Below are 19821 nucleotides of genomic sequence, written 5' to 3'. Positions count from 1 at the left end.
GGCTGTCATTTTTTACAGCCGTTTTTTTTTAGTATGATTCCATCGGACTTTTACAATAACAACTAAATTATTTGTATGTTTATCGGGTAAACTTATTTCCGGGGATGCTTTAAAAAATTATCTTAAAACATGAAGAACTTACTAATTGTTATAGCCTGTTTCGTATCATTTCTTACGTATTCTCAAGAAAATCCTCCAAAAGCACCTTGTCTGACCGGTGATTTACTACAAAAACTAACCGAAACCTTCCCTGAAGTAAAAGAACGGCTTGAATTGCAGGACAAAAGCATTTATGAGGAAGGGATGCAGCTTTCCAGAAACGCCCTGGCAATACCGCCATCGGGCTCCATAACAATACCGGTTGTCGTTTATGTGGTTCATGACGGGACGCCGTTAACCAATATTTCAGATGCCCAGGTAAATGCTCAGTTGCTTGCCCTGAACAATTATTTTTTAAATACCGGCATACAATTTTGCCTGGCAACCAAAGCCAATACAACAAGCCCGGTTCCTGTGGCAAATGCTTCAGACATACAAACAACTACCGGAATTATACATGTGAATAACCCCGGATTGTCCAACCATTTTTCCAGTTCCCAATCGAGTCTTGTTGCAACCGCAAGCCCTCAGATAACCAAAGACCGGTATTTAAGGATTTGGGTTGTCAAAAGCATCGATGGCAACAATTCCGGTATTTTAGGCTATTCTATGTATCCGAATACTTCCCCTGTTTTTGATGGGATTGTTATGCGTTATGATGTATTCGGGAATGGAAATCCGAATTTATTGGCCAATTACAACATGGGAAAAGTACTGGTACATGAAGTGGGGCATTATTTGGCATTGTACCATACTTTTGACGGAAGCTGTTCCAATACTTCCAACAATTGCTTATTGGACGGCGACCATGTTTGCGATACTCCGGCGGTAGCGGCTCCAAACTTCAATTGTGTGCCCGGGACAAATTCCTGCCCGGAAACACCTCCCGTACTTGATGATCTGTCCAATTATATGGATTATGGGAACCATAACTGCCAAAATCATTTTTCGACCGGGCAAATCCAGAGGATGCTTACCACGCTGAACCTGTACCGAAATACTTTATTTGAAAGCGATAACATTATTTACACCGGAACCTGCGGATCATCCAATTTATTGTCCGCAACCATCTCAGCGAATGATTTTTCACCTTGTGCAAGCCCAACGGCCGCCACTTCTTTTACCGCTCCTTCCGCTCAGACCTATTTATGGGATTTCGGAGATGCTTTTTCAACCGTTGCCAATCCAAATACCGCTACTACGCAAGTTGGATCCCATATTTATACTTCTGCGGCAAATTCGCCTTATACGGTGACGTTGACCGTTACTGGCAGCAATGGGCAATCAAAAACCTCATCTGTTTTAGTGTATGTTACAAATTGCACTACGATTGCAAACTCTAATTCCTATTGGTATGTAGATGCCGGTAACGGATTAAGTTTCAGTACTGGAAAGGCCGTTTTCGATCCAACATTCCCGATTAACAATTCAACGAATGTAAGTTGCAATTCACAATGTGACAGTTCCGGTAATTTACTTTTTTATACCAATAAATTTAAAGTCTGGAATAACCAGCATGCTCTCATTAATGGTACCGATTTAATGCTAAACACAAGCAGCAGCAAAAGCAATCAGGTGCTGATAGTACCAAAACCGCCAGTGTCCGGAAATACAATTACCCAATACTATATTTTTACGCAACAATCCCATAACTCCGGCGCGTCAGACATTGGTTTCCGATATAATATTGTAAATGTTTCCGGGACGAATGCCACAATGGGAGCCCTTCGCCAGCCGGTAACACTTCCTGCCGGTAATGGCTTTAGTACAGCTACTGACGGAGCGTTACTGGGGTCGGTCTGTATTTCAGCGGTAAAGAAATGCGACAGCAATGATTATTGGATCATCACCTTGCTAAAAAAAGGAACGACGCCTTATTTGGTTGTTTTTTCATTATCCAGCAGTGGTTTGACTTATCAAAGCGAACAACAAATTGTCGGTACAACTCCTTTTTTGTCTGACAGTTCAATTTATATGGCTCCTAATGGCAACAAATTATTTCTGATGCACCCTTACGGATCTGTATCAGTTCAATGCCGTTTATTTGATTTTAACAAAGCCCAAGGTATCGTAAGCAGTTCTTACTCAATAATATCCATTCCTGAAACCCCACTTCCCACCTATGCCCAAATGTTCGGAGCTGCTTTTAGCCCAAACTCAAATTTATTGTATGTGACCGATTTTTATGCCAAGAAAATATATCAGTTTAATATCAATAGCATAGCCATAAACAACTCCAGGAAAGAAATTATTTCCACAACTGACGGCCCTTGGACACTTAAAAATGGCCCGGACGGAAAAATTTATGTGGCCATGAGCAATACAACTAATAATTATCAAAAATTAGGGATAATCCATGCTCCGGACACTGTTGCAACGAACCAGGATCCCAATGCATGCCACTTTTCAGTAAATGGACCCAAAACGACTTCTTTTGCCTATCGGGTTGGCCCGGAATTGCCTAATAATATTGATGCACAACAGGCTACCGCTTATTTTAGCCCCAATACAACAAACGTCATAAGCAAATACATCACCGCTTGCAACACTTATAAATTTTTCCCGAATGTATGCGGTACAGCATTTGCGTGGACTTTTACAAATACAACCCTTGGGACAAGCACCACTTCAAATGTTACCAATCCAACGTATAATTTTTCGCAAAACGGCAATTATCTCATTACTCTTAAAGACATTAATAATGTAACCCTGGGAACAACTTCAATAGACATCATAACCGCTCCAATTCCAGCCATTTCAGGAAGCAGCACAGCTTGTTTGACTCAAACCAATGCGAACGTCACTTCCAATTCGGTTGGACTGCAAGCAGGAGAAACAGGAGTATGGTCTATAACTGGCGGTACGGGAACCATAACAGGACCGGCAAATCTTGAGAGTGTCAATGTCAGTTGGTCTGCCTTGCCCGGAACCTTGTCTTTTACTATGACCAATGCAATGGGATGTACAAGTACCAACACTAAAACAATCGCTCCATTTTGCCCAAATCTTAATAATCAAACCTTTACCTATTCGGATTTTCAAATAAAACCGAATCCATCGACTGGAATATTTATCATATCCAGCGGTAGTTATGCAGGCAAAGCATCAATCGAAGTTTTTGATATGCAAGGCCGGATGGTTTCAAAAGAATCCAGTTTTGATTTCAACAAACAAAAAACAATAGATCTGTCAGCATTGCAGTCTGGGGTGTTTATTGTTAAAATCTTTGGGGACGATTTTTCAAATGCTATGCAAATAATAAAGGAGTAACCGGGAAACAAATTTCATAATCGCCATTTTTCGGTTGACTGCTGTTTCAATTATGCCTAATTTTGGAATTCCAATTTCCATGGGATAAAAAAACAGCAAATGAAACTAATCCGAACCACATCCGACAATATCGATTTTCAATACTTGACGGCGCTTTTTGACGAATACCTTGTCATCATTGACGGCGATGAAAAAGATTTTTTCGCACAATTCAACAAAATTGAGCTCAAAAATGTCGTGGTCTGTTATGACGATGGCATCGCTGTAGGTTGTGGCGCTTTCAAGGAATATGAGCCTCAGGTAGCGGAAATCAAAAGAATGTTCGTGCATCCTGAACACCGCGGCAAAGGTGTTGCCAGCAAGGTTTTGGCCGAATTGGAATCCTGGGCGAAAGAACTCGGCTTCGGGAAATGCATTTTGGAAACGTCATACAAACTGGAAAATGCCATCCTCCTTTATAAAAAATCAGGCTATGCCACTATTGAAAACTATGGGCAATACATAGGTGTCGAAAGCAGTATCTGTATGGAAAAAATAATTTAAAAAAATAAGACTTCAATTCGTACATTCGTATTCTAAATGTCACCCTAAGCACAGTCGAAGGGCAAATTCCAACTTCCAATGATGCACTGGGAACAATTATTATCTTTAAAACGCCAAGGCGATACCAACAAACGATTGCGTAAAGAACAGGACGATACCCGGTTGGGTTTTGAAGTCGATTACGACCGGATCATATTCTCTTCTGCTTTTAGGAGCTTACAGGACAAAACACAGGTCATTCCGCTCTCCAAAACAGATTTCGTACACACCAGGTTGACCCATAGCCTCGAGGTTTCGGTGGTAGGACGTTCTTTGGGAAGATTGGTCGGCAAAAAAATCCTGGAAAAATACCCTCACCTGCAGGAAATACACGGTTATCATATGAATGACTTCGGGGCAATTGTCGCCGCGGCTTCTTTGGCACACGATATCGGGAACCCGCCTTTCGGGCACTCGGGTGAAAAAGCCATCGGGGAATATTTTTCCATAGGGAAAGGAAAACAGTTCAAAGACCGCTTAACCGATAAAGAATGGCAGGACCTGATTGATTTTGAAGGAAATGCCAACGGTTTTTCGGTACTTACAGGTTCCCGTCCCGGAGTAGAAGGCGGTTTGCGTGTTACCTACGCCACCCTAGGCGCTTTTATGAAATACCCGAAAGAAAGCCTTCCTAAAAAACCTACTGCGAATATTGCCGATAAGAAATACGGTTTTTTCCAGCAGGATAAAGTGTTTTTTGAAGAAGTAGCCAAAGAATTAGGATTGATTCCGAATAAAACCGGGAATGACATTGGTTTCGAAAGGCATCCCTTAGCCTATTTGGTCGAAGCGGCCGATGATATCTGTTATACCATCATCGATTTTGAAGACGGCATCAACCTGGGTTTGGTTTCAGAAGATTTTGCTTTGGAATACCTGATCAAATTGGTCAAAGACTCCATTGATTCTTCCAAATACAAAGCCCTGACTACAAAAGAAGACAGGATCAGCTATTTGCGAGCCCTGGCCATCGGAAGCCTGATCAATGATGCGGTCAAAGTATTTGTTGAAAACGAAGAGGCCATCCTGCAAGGCAAGTTCCCTTTCGCCTTAACGGACAAAAGCAAGTACAAGGCGCAAATGGACGATATCATTAAGCTAAGTGTTAAAAAAATATACCAAAGCCGCGAAGTCATCGAAAAAGAACTGACCGGATACCAGATCATCAACAACCTGCTGGACAAATTCATTACCGCATATAACAACAAACACGAAGGCACCACATCCAATTTCGATAATTTATTGCTCAAGATCCTGCCCGAAAAACATCATTTGGAAAAAGACGGCCTGTACAACCGTTTGTTGCATATTTGTCATTTCATTTCTATGTTAACCGACGGTAATGCATTACTTTACAACAAGATAATCTCCACAAACAACAGCTAAAAATATAAATGGAAAGTTCTGTTTTTTAGTGCAAAAAAAATTATAACTTTGAGAAAGACCTCTTAAAGCCAGGTTGCTTATGAAAAAAAACATACTTTTTTTGCTGCTGTTTATTAGTCCTTTTGGATTTTCGCAATCTTCATCTGAACTGGTTAAAAACTATCTGGAAACCAATTCCGGAGCATTAAAAACGAGTTCAAATGACCTTTCGGACTGGATTATCAAAAGCGAAGCCAATTCGGCTGCCACAGGAATTACAAGTGTGTATGTAACCCAACGTTATTCCGGGATCGAGATCGTGGGTGCGGTTACCAATTTTTCGGTCAAAAACCAAAAGATAATCAATGTTGGCAATCGTTTTGAAGCCGATCTTTTGCATCGGGTCAATACCGTTATGCCTAAAATAAAATTACCTGATGCTCTTTCAAAAGTATACAAATCCTTAGGCACAGAAAACAAATCCAATCCTGTCCCGCAGAAAACAGGGCCTTTTACCTATAAAATCCCTAACGGCTTATTGCACGAAGACCCTATCAGGGCACAATTGGTCTTGTATCCGGTCAACGAAACCGAAATACGCCTGGCGTGGGATTTTTGTTTTTATTCGCAAGATTACAATCATTTGTGGAGTGTCAAAATCGATGCGGAAAACGGCCAGTTGCTCGATAAGAAAGATTTGGTCCTTCGGTGCCATTTTGAAACCGGCAGCCCTGCAACAACTGCAAGCAACTCCTATTCTTTCACCTCCGGAATGCTTAAAAACCCTACGCTGCTGGAATCTTCGGGATACCGCGTCTTTCCGTACTTTATTGAAAGCCCTGACCATGGCGCAAGGGAGTTGATAAGTGCTCCTTACAACACGACCGCATCCCCTTTCGGCTGGCATGATACAAACGGTATTGACGGTCCTGAATTTACGGTTACCCGAGGAAATAATGCCTGGGCCAAAGAAGACCTGGCCGGGAACGACGAAGGCGGAACCAGCCCTGATGGTGGATCGGGACTGCTTTTTGATTTCCCATATCCGGGGACCAATGTTCCGGCTACCCAATATACCGATGCTGCCACCACGAATTTATTTTACATGTGCAATATCATGCACGATATCCTCTACCAATATGGCTTTACGGAAGCCAATGGCAATTTCCAGCAGAATAATTATGGAAAAGGCGGTGATGGAGACGATGCCGTAATTGCGGATTCCCAAGACGGAAGCGGTTCGAACAATGCCAATTTCACTTCTCCTCCGGACGGTTTTCAGCCAAGGATGCAGATGTTTTTATGGAACAGGCAACCTCCTAAAAAAATAATCACCATAAACGCTCCGGCGGAACTACTGGGAGAATACCAAGCCAATGACAATAATTTCATTCCGGGGCATGCTGATTTGCCTGTTTCCCCGAATGGGATAACCAGCGATTTGGTCTTATATAACGCTGACGATGGCTGTACGGCTGCCGTTAATGCTTCACAACTCAACGGGAAAATAGCCGTTGTCAAAAGAGGGCAATGCAATTTTGTCGTTAAGGTAAAAAATGCACAAGTAGCCGGGGCCATTGCCGTAATCGTTATCAATAATGCAGATGGGGCGTTTATCATGTCCGGAGATGATGCGGAAATTACCATTCCGGCCATAAGCATCACAAAAGCATTGGGCGATCAGCTGCTGGATAAAATGGCTTCAGCGACAGTAAATGTTACATTGAGCATGCCTGTTACCGGTTTTGTCAATTCCGACAGCGACCTGGCCAACGGTGTCATTGCCCATGAATATGCCCACGGTATCTCTTCGCGGCTTACCGGCGGGCCTGCCAATTCTTTTTGCCTGGAAAGTACCGAGCAAATGGGCGAAGGCTGGTCTGATTTTTATGCTTTGATGCTTCAAATGAAAGGTACGGATAATGGTTCTGAGAGAAAAGGATTTGCTACTTTCTTATCCCAGGAACCCGTTGACGGGCAAGGAATCAGGCTGTTTCCGTATTCCACAGACATGACAATTGATCCGCTAACCTACGGAGACACCAATGGAATGACCTTTCAGGATGATGGGCAAACAAAAATCAATGTGCATTCCGTTGGAACGGTCTGGGCCTCGGTTTTATGGGATCTGGCCTGGAAATATGTTGAAAAATACGGGTATGACCCTAACATTTATACCGGGACAGGAGGCAATAATAAAGTATTGCAATTAATTACCGACGCGCTGAAATTACAGCCCTGCAATCCTTCGTTTATCTCCGGAAGGGATGCGATACTATTTGCAGATAAAGAAACGACCGGCGGTGTTGACAATTGCCTGATCTGGGAAGTTTTCGCCAGGCGTGGCTTGGGCCTGAATGCTTCCTGTGGCTTGAATTCGGGTGTGGCGGCCATTAACGACCAGGTGGAAGATTTTACCATGCCTCCAACAGATGACAATTGCACTTCTTACTTAAACAAAGATACAATCATGGTCTTCCCTAATCCGGTGGATGATTTGGTGAATATAACCGTTTACGGCTATTCCGGTGATTTGGACATCCGGATTTTTGACATGAACGGCCGAAGTGTTTACCGGGAAATCGTAAAGAACTTCAAAATAACCCGGACCATTGATTTAGACAGGCTTCAAAGAGGTATTTATGTACTGAAACTTACCGGAAACGATTTGAATTACACTAAAAAACTAATACTGGATTAATTTTTAAGGCTAAGCTTTTTAAATTTCGACAGAAGGCTTTCCATATCAATGCCGCATATTTCCTGCAATTCTTTTACCGAACCATGTTCTATGAAATGATCTGGTATTCCTAATTTTTCTATAGTGACAGAATAGTTGTTTTCCGTGCAAAAGGAAGCCACTAAACTTCCAAATCCGCCTACAACAGTACCATCTTCCGCCGTTAGGATATGCTCATGGTTTTGGCAAATCTCATGGAGGGAATTCTCATCCAGCGGCTTGACGAACGGAAAATGATAGTGCGAAAATAAATTTTGATGTTCTGTTTCGGCCAGCGCATTTATCACATTATTTCCTATGGTTCCAGTAGACAAAACAGCTATTTTAGAACCTTTCCTGAGCATTTTCGCTTTTCCGGTTTCAAGCATGGCAAATGGCTGCTTCCAATCCTGGACTACACCACGCCCACGAGGATAACGGATGGCAATGGGATGCTTAAGTCCTAACTGGGCGGTATACATCATGTTCCGCAATTCGATTTCATTAATGGGAGCACCTACAATCATATTGGGGATGCAGCTTAAATAAGCTATATCAAAAACCCCATGATGCGTGGCGCCATCTTCACCCACAAGTCCTGCCCTGTCCAGGCAGAAGATAACCGGCAAATCCTGGATAGCCACATCGTGGATGACCTGATCGTAAGCTCTTTGCAAAAAAGTAGAATAGACATTACAGAAAACCACCATACCCTGGGTGGCCATACCGGCAGCCAGCGTTACGGCATGCTGCTCGGCGATACCCACATCAAAAGCGCGGTCCGGGAAAGCTTCCATCATGAATTTCATGGAAGAACCCGTAGGCATAGCCGGAGTGATCCCGACAATTTTTGGGTTTTGTTTCGCTAATTCGACCAAAGTCAACCCGAAAACATCCTGGAATTTAGGCGGCAGGTTATCGGAAGAAACCGGGTGTATTTTGCCGGTCAAAGCATCAAACTTACCAGGCGCATGGTATTTTACCTGGTCTTCTTCTGCCAGTTGCAGCCCTTTTCCTTTAGTGGTGATAATATGAAGGAATTTTGGCCCTTTTATCTTTTGCAATCGTTTCAGTTCTGCAATCAAACCGAAAATATCGTGGCCGTCGACTGGTCCGGAATAATCAAAATTCAAGGATTTGATAATGTTGTTGTCTTTTGGGTTCTTGCCTTCTTTGACAGCCGTCAGGTATTCTTTTAAAGCCCCAACACTGGGATCGATGCCAATGGCATTGTCGTTGAGGATAACCAATAAATTGGCATTGGTAACCCCTGCATGATTGAGCCCTTCAAAGGCCATTCCCGATGCAATGGAAGCATCACCAACAACAGCTATGTGCTGCTTATCGGTATCTCCTTTCAGGTTGGAAGCTATTGCCATTCCGAGGGCCGCTGAAATTGCTGTTGACGAATGCCCAACGCCAAAAGTATCGTATTGGCTTTCCTTTCTTTTGGGGAAACCCGAAATGCCGCCCAACTGCCTGTTACTATGGAAAATTTCCCTGCGCCCGGTTAGGATTTTATGCCCGTATGCCTGATGCCCTACGTCCCAAACCAGTAAATCTTCCGGAGTATGGAAAACGTAATGCAAGGCAATGGTCAGTTCTACAACACCTAAACTCGCGCCCAAATGACCTTCTTTTTTGGAAATAATATCGATAATAAAATCACGCAATTCCTGGGCCAGTTGCGGTAATTGCTGTTCCTTTAATTTTTTTAAATCGGCAGGGCTGCTGATATGCTGAAGTAGATTGCTTTCCATTTTTGAATAAAAAGCAAATTTACATTATTAAATCGGAATTATTTATTTTCTGTTTTTGTGGATGGTTTCTTTATAAATTTGACTTCGTCAATTTTTGGTTTAGGAAGCAAAGGCCTTGGAAGGTGTAAAGAATCTCTTTGATCAATGGAAATTTCCCCGACAAGCATATCATCCGGTTGAATCGAATCCTGGGCAATGGTATCATTTACAACCGCAACTTCTCCTAAAGTGCTTCCGTTGGTGTTCCGGCAGCTAAATAATGTACTGCCCATCACAACAAAAAGTGTGAGCAGAAAAGCTTTTCGAAACGGCATCTTCTGTTGTAAAACACTTTGGGGAATTTGCATATTGAATGTATTGACCTGTTCGTTTTTGAAACGCCCGCAAACATTTTTACCTGAATTTTCCGTAAAATATTCCTGGATTTCCGAAGTTTTCATAGTAGTGAAATCGACAACACTTTTTATACAACTCCCGCAAAACCTACCGGTTTGGTCTGGTGTCATAGCATTCCAGTCCTCATGGCAAGGCTTTGGGATGGTTATTTTGAATTTTCCTTCCATAGATTGAATCGTTTAGGTTTCTATAAATAGAGCTAAAATTATGCCAAAATCGTACTTTTACGGCATGGAAAACATTTTCACAGACGAATATTTCATGAAAAAAGCCCTGCAGGAAGCGGATGCTGCTTTTGAAAAAGGCGAAATCCCTGTCGGGGCTGTTGTGGTGATTGACAACAGGGTAATTGCGAGGAGCCATAACCTGACCGAATTGCTGAACGATGTCACAGCACATGCCGAAATGCAGGCCATTACGGCTTCTGCCAATTTTTTGGGCGGCAAATACCTGAAAGATTGCACATTATACGTAACCCTTGAGCCCTGCCAAATGTGTGCGGGTGCTTTGTATTGGAGCCAAATTTCCAAAATTGTGATTGGCGCCCGTGACCCGCAGCGTGGTTATATCAACATGGGAACGCAATTGCATCCGAAAACCGTAGTCGTGACCGGTGTGCTGGAACATGAATGCGGGAATTTGATGAAATTGTTTTTTTTGAATAAAAGGCGCAACTAGCCCCGGTAGCAATGAAAATCCTTTTGAGGAACGAAAAAGATTGTAATGGATAACGGGAAACAGCTCCTAAAAAAAACTGAAACCAATCCAGTTTAAATAAAAAAACCGCCCCAAAAATGGAACGGTTTAAACCTTCATTGGTGTGCAAAAAATAATTTATTATCCTTCGATAACTACTACTTGAGCAGCAACTTTACCTTTTCTTCCTTCTTCTTCTTCGTATGAAACACTGTCTCCTTCGCGTAACTCTTCAGCTTTGATACCTGTAGCGTGAACGAAGATGTCTTTTCCTGTTTCATCGTCTGTAATGAATCCATAACCTTTAGATTCATTAAAAAATTTTACTTTACCTGTGCGCATTCTTTTAATAAAAAATAATTAATAATAGTCAAAGATATACTTTTTTGTTAAACAAACAAGTTTTTGATAAAAAAGTTGAAACGCAACTGTAAACTATTCTGTTTCAGAAGTTAAATAGAAAAGCCGCAACACCTTATATTTATATTATGGCTTGCTGTCTACCTTAATTGACAACTCTTCCAATTGTTTATCGTCTATAACGGATGGCGCATCTATCATTACATCACGTCCGGAATTGTTTTTCGGGAAAGCGATAAAATCACGAATGGTTTCCTGTCCTCCCAAAATAGCCACCAATCTGTCAAGGCCAAAGGCCAAACCTCCATGAGGTGGCGCTCCAAACTGGAAGGCATCCATTAAGAACCCGAATTGGTTCCTGGCTTCTTCTTCAGTGAAACCTAAATATTTGAACATCAATTGCTGTGTTTCCTTATCGTGGATACGGATGGAACCGCCTCCTATTTCATTTCCGTTCAATACCATATCGTAAGCATTGGCGCGGACTTTCCCCGGATCTGTAGGCAGTAAGTGCATGTCTTCAGGTTTCGGTGAAGTGAAAGGATGGTGCATGGCATGGTAACGCCCGCTTTCTTCATCGAATTCCAATAATGGAAAATCCACGACCCAAAGCGGTGCAAATTCTTCCGGTTTCCTCAAGCCTAAACGTGTAGCCAACTCCATTCGAAGGGCGCTTAACTGTGCGCGGGTTTTATCGGCCGGGCCGGAAAGTACAAAAATCATATCGCCTGCTTTCGCACCGGTTGTTTTTGCCCAATTGGACAGGTCGTCCTGATCGTAGAATTTATCTACAGATGATTTATAAGTCCCGTCTTCGTTGCATTTTACATACACCATTCCCGAAGCCCCAACCTGCGGACGCTTCACCCAGTCAATCAGTCCGTCGATTTCTTTCCGGGTATATTCCCCAGCTCCCGGAACGGCAATCCCGACAACTAATTCAGCGGCATTAAAAACCGGGAATTCTTTGTGTTTCGAAAATTGGTTCAGCTCCCCGAATTCCATCCCAAAACGGATATCCGGCTTGTCATTCCCATATGTCCTCATCGCGTGGTCGTAAGTCATCCTTGGGAATTTGGCTACTTCGATACCTTTGATCTCTTTTAATAAATGACGCGTCAGGCCTTCAAAAACATTCAGGATATCTTCCTGTTCCACAAAAGCCATTTCGCAGTCTATCTGTGTAAATTCCGGCTGACGGTCTGCACGCAGGTCTTCATCACGGAAACATTTTACAATCTGGAAATATTTATCCATCCCGCCTACCATCAGCAATTGCTTGAAAGTTTGCGGCGATTGTGGCAAGGCATAAAACTGCCCCGGGTTCATCCTGCTTGGCACCACAAAATCACGGGCGCCTTCCGGTGTCGATTTTATAAGGTAAGGTGTTTCCACTTCACAGAAATCCTTGGCTGAAAGGTAATTCCTAACTTCCTGGGCTACTTTATGGCGAAACAGCAAACTGTTTTTTACCGGGTTCCTGCGGATATCCAGGTAACGGTATTTCATACGGATGTCTTCCCCGCCGTCTGTTTCATCCTCAATAGTAAAAGGTGGTGTAACCGCAGCGTTTAAAACCGTTAATTCCGAAACTAAAATTTCGATATCGCCAGTTGCCATATTAGGGTTTTTAGATTCTCTTTCGATAACCGTTCCTTTCACCTGGATTACAAATTCGCGGCCCAATGACTTTGCCAATTCAAAAACGGCTTTATCTGTCCGGCTTTCATCGAAAATCAATTGCGTAATTCCGTAACGGTCACGCAAATCAACCCAAATCATGAACCCTTTGTCGCGGGTTTTCTGGACCCAGCCCGCAAGAGTAACTTCCTTATTGATATGTGAAATTTTCAGTTCTCCACAATTATGACTTCTGTACATGCTTAAAATTTTAGATTGCTTCTCGGTCGCCCTAATGGACCCGGGTGCAAAAATACTATTTTGTTTCAAGTTATAAGTTGATGAAATAAGGTTTTCTTTCAAAAAAGTCAACGGCCTGGAAATCCCAATGTTAAGTTTTCATCCAATGTTACGAAATTGTTAAGTAAAAGTTTTTTTATTGTAAAAAAAAATATAACTTTGTTATGTTAACATGAAATCTTAAAACCCAAAGCTATGAAAAAGTATATCATTTTAGGAGCATTAGTATTCTCAGGAGTGGTTTTTGCACAGAACATTGAACCAAAATATGAAATTCAGGGAAACTTGGTTAAAGCTACTTATTACTATGACAATGGTCAGATAAAACAGGAAGGCTTTTACAAAGACGGCAAAGTGCACGGAAAATGGATTTCATACAATGAAGTGGGAAGCAAAATCTCTTTGGGAGAATTCACAGATGGTGCAAAAACGGGAAAATGGTTTTTTTGGAACGATAACTCCTTAAATGAAGTGGATTATTCCGATAGCCGTATCGCCGAAGTAAAAAAATGGTCCGCTAAGACCGAAACATTAGTCAACAGAAACTAAGAGGATAGAAAATATCCCAAATCTACCCTTTTCTTACCGGAAAGGTTCTTGATTAATTCACATACATAAAAAAGCCTTCTCGATTGGGAAGGCTTTTTTATTGGCTATTGTTTTGTTTTACAAGGAGTTAAAATAACAACATCTCTGTTTAAAACCGTAAACCCCAAAAACAAAAAAAGCCCAAACAAATGTTTGGGCTTTTGTGCGGATAATAGGACTCGAACCTACACGCCTTGCGGCACCAGATCCTAAGTCTGGCACGTCTACCAATTTCGCCATATCCGCAGAAATTGTGAGTGCAAATATAAGCATATCTTCTAAAAAACAAAGAAAAATTTAAAAAAATATTTTCCCCTTTTTTTGTACATTTGAATTTTATCTAAAATCTGAAATGGAAAATATAAAATCTTACGTTCAAGAAAATAAAGAACGTTTCATAAACGAGCTGATCGATTTATTAAAAATCCCTTCTGTAAGCGCAGACAGTGCTTATTCTCAAGATGTTATCGATACTGCAAATGCAGTAAAGGCAAGCCTTGACAAAGCAGGATGCGATTTTACGGAACTTTGCGAAACTCCGGGCTACCCAATTGTATACGGAGAAAAAATAATTGACAAGAGCCTTCCAACGGTCCTGGTTTACGGACATTATGACGTCCAGCCGGCCGATCCGATGGAATTATGGACCTCTCCTCCTTTCGAACCGGTCATCAAAACAACCGAAATCCATCCTGAAGGAGCGATTTTCGCCCGCGGTGCCTGCGATGATAAGGGACAGATGTACATGCATGTGAAAGCTTTCGAATATATGATCCAGAACAATTGCCTTCCGTGCAATGTCAAATTCATGATTGAAGGAGAAGAAGAAGTTGGATCGAAAAGCTTGGGCTGGTTCGTGGAAAGAAACCAGGAGAAACTGGCTAATGATGTCATCCTGATTTCCGACACCGGGATGATTTCAAACCAGCAACCTTCTATTACTACAGGATTAAGAGGTTTAAGTTATGTGGAAGTGGAAGTAACCGGGCCAAACCGTGACCTGCACTCGGGATTATATGGAGGCGCCGTAGCCAATCCTATCAATATCCTGACAAAAATGATCGCTTCGCTCCATGATGAGAACAACCATATTACCATTCCGGGTTTTTATGATAAAGTGGAAGAGCTTTCCCTGGAAGAAAGAGCAGAAATGGCCAAAGCTCCTTTTTCATTGGACAAATACAAGCAAGCCCTTGATATTGCCGATGTATATGGAGAAGCCGGATATGTGACCAATGAAAGAAATTCTATCCGTCCTACACTGGATGTAAACGGTATTTGGGGCGGTTATACGGGCGAAGGCGCCAAAACCGTAATTGCAAGCAAGGCTTTTGCTAAAATATCGATGCGTTTGGTCCCTAACCAGGACTGGGAAGAAATTACCGCGTTGTTTACCAAGCATTTTGAAAGCATTGCCCCGAAATCGGTAAAAGTGGTCGTAAAACCGCACCACGGAGGACAAGGTTATGTAACACCTATAGACAGCATCGGATACCAGGCAGCCAACAAAGCCTATACGGAAACTTTTGGGGTTCCGGCTATTCCGGTTCGTTCCGGCGGAAGTATTCCTATTGTCGCTTTGTTTGAAAAGGAACTGAAAAGTAAAACCATCTTAATGGGCTTTGGATTGGACAGCGATGCCATCCATTCGCCAAACGAGCATTTCGGGATATTCAATTACTTGAAAGGTATCGAAACCATTCCGTTGTTCTACAAGTATTTTACCGAATTGAGTAAATAACCAAAGCTTGTGAGCAAAAATAAATTTATTACCGAAGTTTTAAAATCAGGAGGAACAATTGGTGCTTTATCGCCAAGTTCCTCTTTTTTGGCAGAAAAAATGCTCAAACCGATTCATTTCAACGAAGCAAAATGCATTGTCGAATTTGGACCGGGGACAGGCGTATTTACCACTAAATTACTGGAAAAAATGAGTCCGGATGCCAAATTACTGGCCTTTGAAATCAATCCGGCTTTTCACGAAGAACTCAAAACCATACAGGACGACCGGCTGATTGTGATTAACGACAGTGCCGAAAAAATCGATCATTACCTCATGCTCCATCGCCTGGAAACAGCAGATTATATTGTTTCTTCGCTGCCTTTTGCCATGATTCCCGATGAAGTGGTCGATGCCATCCTGAAAAACGCATTTGAAGCATTGTCCCTAAAAGGGAAATTCATCCAGTTCCAGTATTCGCTCAACGCGCTTTCAAAATTAAAGGCGATGTATACAAAAGTTAAAATCAATTTTACTTTTTTAAATTTGCCTCCGGCTTTTATTTTCATTTGCAGCAAGTAAAAACAATCCTTTTTTGGCATTACGTTTGACTTTATTTTTTTTAAGTTTACGCTTTCAAAAACAGCAACAATGAAAAAGAATATATTGATTGCCGGCGGCGGGATATCCGGGCTGTACAGTGCCCTGCAACTAAGCCAGCGCGGACACAATGTAACCATTATAGAAGCTGCTCCCGATCATTGGGGCGGAAGGATCGAAACCACCATTTTAGATAAATTTGTAACCGAGTGGGGGCCAATGAGGTTTGAAACCCAGTTGCAGCCCAAATTCGGGAAATTAATAGATGACTTAAAAATCGAACTGATCCCTTTTAACGGGCCCAAAGCGAATCCTTCACCGTTTCCGCAATACGACCTGCCTTTGCAGGAACAAAACCTGGATGCTTTGGCGTTATTGCGAAGAGGTATCTTGCTGATGATGGGCAAATCACCTAACAATCCCATAGATTACGGCTGCCAGAATTGGATAGACAGCTTGACCGAAGAAGATTTCAGGACCATGCGCAAAGAGTCAAAACTCAATGGCAAACTCATGTGGAAAATGGGTTTTTGGAACGCTTTAAGCGAAGATGGAATCTTAACCCACCAGGCACTGATGAAAATTCGGGATACCGGGACTTTTTACCATATGATCCCGGATAACCTCAATGCCATTGAATGGGTCATTTGGTGGTTGCGGGCTTTCAAAACCGAAGGCCAGATTTTAGCTACTATCAAAAAAGGATCGAACGAGATTACCAATCAGATGATCCTCAAACTCCAAAAAAGACCCAATGTCACGATGATTAGCGGTGCAAAACTGGCTGCTTTCAAAAATACTTCTCCTAGCCAGGTGCAGGCCACTTACTTTCATGAAGGAAAGGAGAAAACAATAATCGCAGACCATTTACTATTGGCCTTGCCGCAATATCCGCTGAAACAACTGGCGCCTTCGTTGCCTTATAAAATCAGTTCGCAATTGGACGCAGTCAATGGATTTGCGATGACCAAAGTATTTTTTATCCTCAACCAGCCATGGTGGGAATACGACCAGTCGCCTCAAGCCCGTGCCAATAGGATGCCGACGCGTGAGATCCATTATTTCAGGCGCTCCAAAACCGATGATTTTGATGGATATGGCATGATTTTATTGTATACCGATAAACCTGCGACAGAATTTTGGAATTATTATATCCAGGACAGGAACCAGCACAATTTTGCCGAAATCAATAACAACGATGAGATAAAACAACAATTTGCCAATTTTATGTCTAAGGACGTTTACCGTTCTTTGCAAGGCAATGAAGCGATGACGAGTTCCGGCCTGCATCTGACCAAGGAAGCCTTGTTCAAATATTCGAACATGACCCTGGAACAGATTAATGCCGATATTGAAGCTTCTATCGTTTCTTACGGAATCCGCGACTGGTCCTGCGCACCTTACGGGGCCGGGAACCATTGTTGGCGCCCCGGTGTAAAATCCTGGGAAATCCAGCAAGAATTCAAGGCGTTTGCATTAGACGGTTCAGATCAGAAAAATGTGCATATCATTGGAGAAGCCTATTCGGATTATACCGGGTTTATCGAAGGCGCAATCAATTCTTCCGACTGGGCTTTGGAACTCATCACGGGCGAAAAAATGACCATCGAAATGCAATAATGGAAAATTACCATCCCTTTTCTGTTTGTTTTAATTCTTTTACTATCAATAAATTACAATGCAATTGAAAAAAAATTACAACGATTGCAATTGTAACTTAAAATAAATCAACGTTTTATACTGATTTTGAAAATTTGGCGTTAAATTTGCTTTATCATCAATCAACCCAAAGTGCAACAAGATTGTTTTGAAGCACAGCGGAAAAATCAAAATCAATCATGTTAAAACGTTTTTTCATTCTGTGCTCAGGCGCAGACAAAGACCTCATCGGCACTTGCTCCAATGGAGAGCAAAACAAATATGCCGGGATTGGGGCAACCGTGTTTTTTACTGCAGTAATGGCCTTTATTGCCAGCAGCTATGCGCTGTTTACCGTATTTGACAATCCTTACACTGCTGCATTTTTCGGTATCGTCTGGGGTTTGCTGATCTTCAACCTGGACCGATTTATTGTTTCCACCATCCGGAAACGCGACCGTTTTTGGGGCGAATTCCTACAGGCGACTCCCCGGATCATCCTGGCCATGATTATCGCCGTTGTTATTTCCAAACCTCTGGAAATCAAGATTTTCGAAAAAGAAATCAACACTGTTTTACTCAAAGAGAAGAACAATTTGGCTATGGCCAATAAAAAACAGGTGGCTGATTATTTTAAAAGTGATCTGGATAAAAACAAGGCGGAAATTGACAGTTTGAAATCGGACATCACCAAAAAAGAAAAGGAAGTCAACGACTTATACACCACTTACATTACCGAAGCCGAAGGAACCGCCGGGACCAAAAAACTCGGCAAAGGGCCTGTTTACAAAGAAAAAAGGGAAAAGCACGATGCCCAATTGAAAGCTTTGGACACCCTGCGTTCGGCAAACCTGGCTAAAATTGCAGAAAAAGAGCAAAAAAATAAAACGCTCCAGGCGGATTTGGACAAAAAAGTAACCCAAACCCAGCCGATCATTGATAGTTTTGACGGTTTGATGGCCAGGATCAATGCTTTGAACAAATTGCCGTTATTGCCATCGCTTTTTATCATGTTGTTGTTTTTGGCTATAGAAACTTCTCCGATAATTGCCAAATTGTTATCGCCAAAAGGAGAATTTGATTTTAAACTGGAAGACATTGAGACCGCTCTTAAAGCATCCCTGGCACAAGACAAATACCAACGTGATTTATTGGTGAAAACCAGTGCTTCCATGCATGACAGGGTATACGAAGACATTGCGCAGGATAAGGACCTGTATAATTTACAACGGCGCAAGGCTACGGAATTGCTCGAACTCCAGGCACATAATTTTGTAGAAAAACAAAAAAACGTAATGTAATTTTCAATAAAAAGGGATAAGTTTTTGGCTTATCCCTTTTGTTTTCAATCCGTCGCAGGACAGATTACATATAACTTAAGATTTCTTTCTTAAAGGCATCGTACTCGCCTTGCATAATCAATCCGTTATCCAGGAGTTTTTTATAATTCTGGAGTTTGGCGAACAATTCATCGCTGGACATTTCGCTCATTTTTTTCTCTCCGGCCGGCGTTTCAACAGGAACTTGCTCTATCACAGGCTCAGAGAATGTTGGAAGCGTTGGCATAATTTCTGCAAAATCGGTTACTTCTTCCGTTTCAACTTCTTCAATAACTTCCGGAAGCAATTCAGGTTCAACTGTTTTTACTTCTTCTGTGATTGTTTCTTCCACAACAGGATTTGCAGCTATGGGGTTTGTTAGTGTTGGGTTTTTCAGGGCATCCAGCTGCTCTTTGGCAAACGTATACAATTTCCTCGCCTGGTTTTTTGGGATATAATCAATATTGATGACCAATTCTGTTTGGGTGGAAAAAGAAAATTCGGACCCCAGGATATTTTCCTTTACAAATACCCCGGCGATATCATCCCAATCGTAATCTACAAAATCCATAGACAGGCCAAGGTTTTTGGGCTTGCACATGATGATTCTCTTGTTGGTCACCACGATGCTGTCCGGGAATACCGTAATGGCCGGTTTTTTTTGCACACCGATATAACCCACTTCTTCATTTTTCATCAGTAAAGTCTCCAGTTTAGCCGTAATTTTCTCAATAGCTTTTGGATCCTGATCTTCGTTTAAAAAATTTTTAATATGCTCTTTCATTGTAA

At 42.0% G+C, this 19821-nt stretch carries 15 protein-coding genes and 1 tRNA gene; 10 read left to right on the top strand and 6 right to left on the bottom strand.

What is annotated here, in order from left to right; all coding sequences use genetic code 11:
• Positions 1 to 129: 129 nt before the first annotated feature.
• From E4635_RS10925 to E4635_RS10910, 4 genes are all read left to right on the top strand, one after another.
• Positions 130 to 3369, top strand: coding sequence for a M43 family zinc metalloprotease (locus E4635_RS10925; RefSeq protein ID WP_135526729.1), 3240 nt, complete (start codon positions 130 to 132; stop codon positions 3367 to 3369).
• 99 nt (positions 3370 to 3468) lie between these two features.
• Positions 3469 to 3912 carry a GNAT family N-acetyltransferase gene (locus E4635_RS10920; RefSeq protein ID WP_135526728.1) on the top strand — a complete coding sequence of 148 codons (444 nt, stop codon included), beginning with the start codon at positions 3469 to 3471 and terminating at the stop codon, positions 3910 to 3912.
• A gap of 81 nt (positions 3913 to 3993) precedes the next feature.
• On the top strand, positions 3994 to 5337 hold the full coding sequence (locus E4635_RS10915) for a deoxyguanosinetriphosphate triphosphohydrolase (protein ID WP_135526828.1): 1344 nt from the start codon (positions 3994 to 3996) through the stop codon (positions 5335 to 5337).
• A gap of 79 nt (positions 5338 to 5416) precedes the next feature.
• Positions 5417 to 8017, top strand: coding sequence for a T9SS-dependent M36 family metallopeptidase (locus E4635_RS10910; protein ID WP_135526727.1), 2601 nt, complete (start codon positions 5417 to 5419; stop codon positions 8015 to 8017).
• Here E4635_RS10910 and E4635_RS10905 read toward each other — a convergent pair.
• A complete protein-coding gene (locus E4635_RS10905) occupies positions 8014 to 9795 on the bottom strand; it encodes a 1-deoxy-D-xylulose-5-phosphate synthase (protein WP_135526726.1) in 1782 nt (593 codons plus the stop codon). The genes E4635_RS10910 and E4635_RS10905 overlap by 4 nt on opposite strands.
• Before the next feature lie 38 nt (positions 9796 to 9833).
• Positions 9834 to 10358, bottom strand: coding sequence for a hypothetical protein (locus tag E4635_RS10900; protein ID WP_135526725.1), 525 nt, complete (start codon positions 10356 to 10358; stop codon positions 9834 to 9836).
• A 64-nt stretch (positions 10359 to 10422) separates the two neighbouring features.
• Here E4635_RS10900 and E4635_RS10895 point away from each other — a divergent pair, with 64 nt between their 5' ends.
• Positions 10423 to 10869, top strand: a complete 447-nt coding sequence (locus E4635_RS10895) for a nucleoside deaminase (RefSeq protein ID WP_135526827.1) — start codon at positions 10423 to 10425, stop codon at positions 10867 to 10869.
• Between the two features lie 159 nt (positions 10870 to 11028).
• Here E4635_RS10895 and E4635_RS10890 read toward each other — a convergent pair whose 3' ends face one another.
• The gene (locus E4635_RS10890; RefSeq protein ID WP_135526724.1) at positions 11029 to 11229 is read right to left on the bottom strand and encodes a cold-shock protein; all 201 of its coding nucleotides are present in this window, start codon (positions 11227 to 11229) and stop codon (positions 11029 to 11031) included.
• Positions 11230 to 11373: 144 nt separating this feature from the next.
• Positions 11374 to 13128 (bottom strand): aspartate--tRNA ligase, encoded by a 1755-nt coding sequence (gene aspS, locus E4635_RS10885; protein WP_135526723.1) that lies wholly within the window; start codon positions 13126 to 13128, stop codon positions 11374 to 11376.
• 234 nt (positions 13129 to 13362) lie between these two features.
• Between aspS and E4635_RS10880 the strand changes: the two genes are divergently transcribed.
• Complete coding sequence (locus E4635_RS10880; RefSeq protein WP_135526722.1) at positions 13363 to 13716, top strand: toxin-antitoxin system YwqK family antitoxin; 354 nt, start codon at positions 13363 to 13365, stop codon at positions 13714 to 13716.
• A 203-nt stretch (positions 13717 to 13919) separates the two neighbouring features.
• On the opposite strand, the gene E4635_RS10875 is transcribed toward E4635_RS10880, so the two are convergent.
• Positions 13920 to 14001: transfer RNA gene (locus E4635_RS10875), tRNA-Leu, on the bottom strand.
• 106 nt (positions 14002 to 14107) lie between these two features.
• On the opposite strand from E4635_RS10875, the gene E4635_RS10870 reads away from it, so the two are divergent.
• The 4 genes from E4635_RS10870 (at position 14108) to E4635_RS10855 (ending at position 19014) form a co-directional block, all read left to right on the top strand.
• Positions 14108 to 15496 (top strand): dipeptidase, encoded by a 1389-nt coding sequence (locus E4635_RS10870; RefSeq protein WP_135526721.1) that lies wholly within the window; start codon positions 14108 to 14110, stop codon positions 15494 to 15496.
• A 9-nt stretch (positions 15497 to 15505) separates the two neighbouring features.
• Entirely contained in the window at positions 15506 to 16057 is a 552-nt protein-coding gene (locus E4635_RS10865) for a class I SAM-dependent methyltransferase (RefSeq protein ID WP_135526720.1), read from the top strand.
• A gap of 69 nt (positions 16058 to 16126) precedes the next feature.
• Positions 16127 to 17695 carry a flavin monoamine oxidase family protein gene (locus tag E4635_RS10860; RefSeq protein WP_135526719.1) on the top strand — a complete coding sequence of 523 codons (1569 nt, stop codon included), beginning with the start codon at positions 16127 to 16129 and terminating at the stop codon, positions 17693 to 17695.
• A 218-nt stretch (positions 17696 to 17913) separates the two neighbouring features.
• The gene (locus E4635_RS10855; protein WP_135526718.1) at positions 17914 to 19014 is read left to right on the top strand and encodes a DUF4407 domain-containing protein; all 1101 of its coding nucleotides are present in this window, start codon (positions 17914 to 17916) and stop codon (positions 19012 to 19014) included.
• A gap of 64 nt (positions 19015 to 19078) precedes the next feature.
• On the opposite strand, the gene E4635_RS10850 is transcribed toward E4635_RS10855, so the two are convergent.
• Entirely contained in the window at positions 19079 to 19816 is a 738-nt protein-coding gene (locus tag E4635_RS10850; protein ID WP_135526717.1) for a PH domain-containing protein, read from the bottom strand.
• Positions 19817 to 19821: the final 5 nt, after the last annotated feature.

The sequence above is a fragment of the Flavobacterium humi genome (genome assembly GCF_004745595.1).
GTDB lineage: Bacteria > Bacteroidota > Bacteroidia > Flavobacteriales > Flavobacteriaceae > Flavobacterium > Flavobacterium humi.
The sequence above is the reverse complement of the archived record's forward strand: the minus strand, read 5'-3'. Positions and strand labels throughout refer to the sequence as shown.

What these genes read in the sequence shown, in the direction of transcription:
- E4635_RS10890 (WP_135526724.1), bottom strand. Translation starts at nt 11,229, where the DNA reads ATGCGCACAGGTAAAGTAAAATTTTTTAATGAATCTAAAGGTTATGGA.
- E4635_RS10850 (WP_135526717.1), bottom strand. Translation starts at nt 19,816, where the DNA reads ATGAAAGAGCATATTAAAAATTTTTTAAACGAAGATCAGGATCCAAAA.
- E4635_RS10925 (WP_135526729.1), top strand. Translation starts at nt 130, where the DNA reads ATGAAGAACTTACTAATTGTTATAGCCTGTTTCGTATCATTTCTTACG.
- E4635_RS10855 (WP_135526718.1), top strand. Translation starts at nt 17,914, where the DNA reads ATGTTAAAACGTTTTTTCATTCTGTGCTCAGGCGCAGACAAAGACCTC.
- E4635_RS10900 (WP_135526725.1), bottom strand. Translation starts at nt 10,358, where the DNA reads ATGGAAGGAAAATTCAAAATAACCATCCCAAAGCCTTGCCATGAGGAC.
- E4635_RS10870 (WP_135526721.1), top strand. Translation starts at nt 14,108, where the DNA reads ATGGAAAATATAAAATCTTACGTTCAAGAAAATAAAGAACGTTTCATA.
- E4635_RS10905 (WP_135526726.1), bottom strand. Translation starts at nt 9,795, where the DNA reads ATGGAAAGCAATCTACTTCAGCATATCAGCAGCCCTGCCGATTTAAAA.
- E4635_RS10920 (WP_135526728.1), top strand. Translation starts at nt 3,469, where the DNA reads ATGAAACTAATCCGAACCACATCCGACAATATCGATTTTCAATACTTG.
- E4635_RS10895 (WP_135526827.1), top strand. Translation starts at nt 10,423, where the DNA reads ATGGAAAACATTTTCACAGACGAATATTTCATGAAAAAAGCCCTGCAG.
- E4635_RS10880 (WP_135526722.1), top strand. Translation starts at nt 13,363, where the DNA reads ATGAAAAAGTATATCATTTTAGGAGCATTAGTATTCTCAGGAGTGGTT.
- E4635_RS10860 (WP_135526719.1), top strand. Translation starts at nt 16,127, where the DNA reads ATGAAAAAGAATATATTGATTGCCGGCGGCGGGATATCCGGGCTGTAC.
- E4635_RS10910 (WP_135526727.1), top strand. Translation starts at nt 5,417, where the DNA reads ATGAAAAAAAACATACTTTTTTTGCTGCTGTTTATTAGTCCTTTTGGA.
- aspS (WP_135526723.1), bottom strand. Translation starts at nt 13,128, where the DNA reads ATGTACAGAAGTCATAATTGTGGAGAACTGAAAATTTCACATATCAAT.
- E4635_RS10915 (WP_135526828.1), top strand. Translation starts at nt 3,994, where the DNA reads ATGCACTGGGAACAATTATTATCTTTAAAACGCCAAGGCGATACCAAC.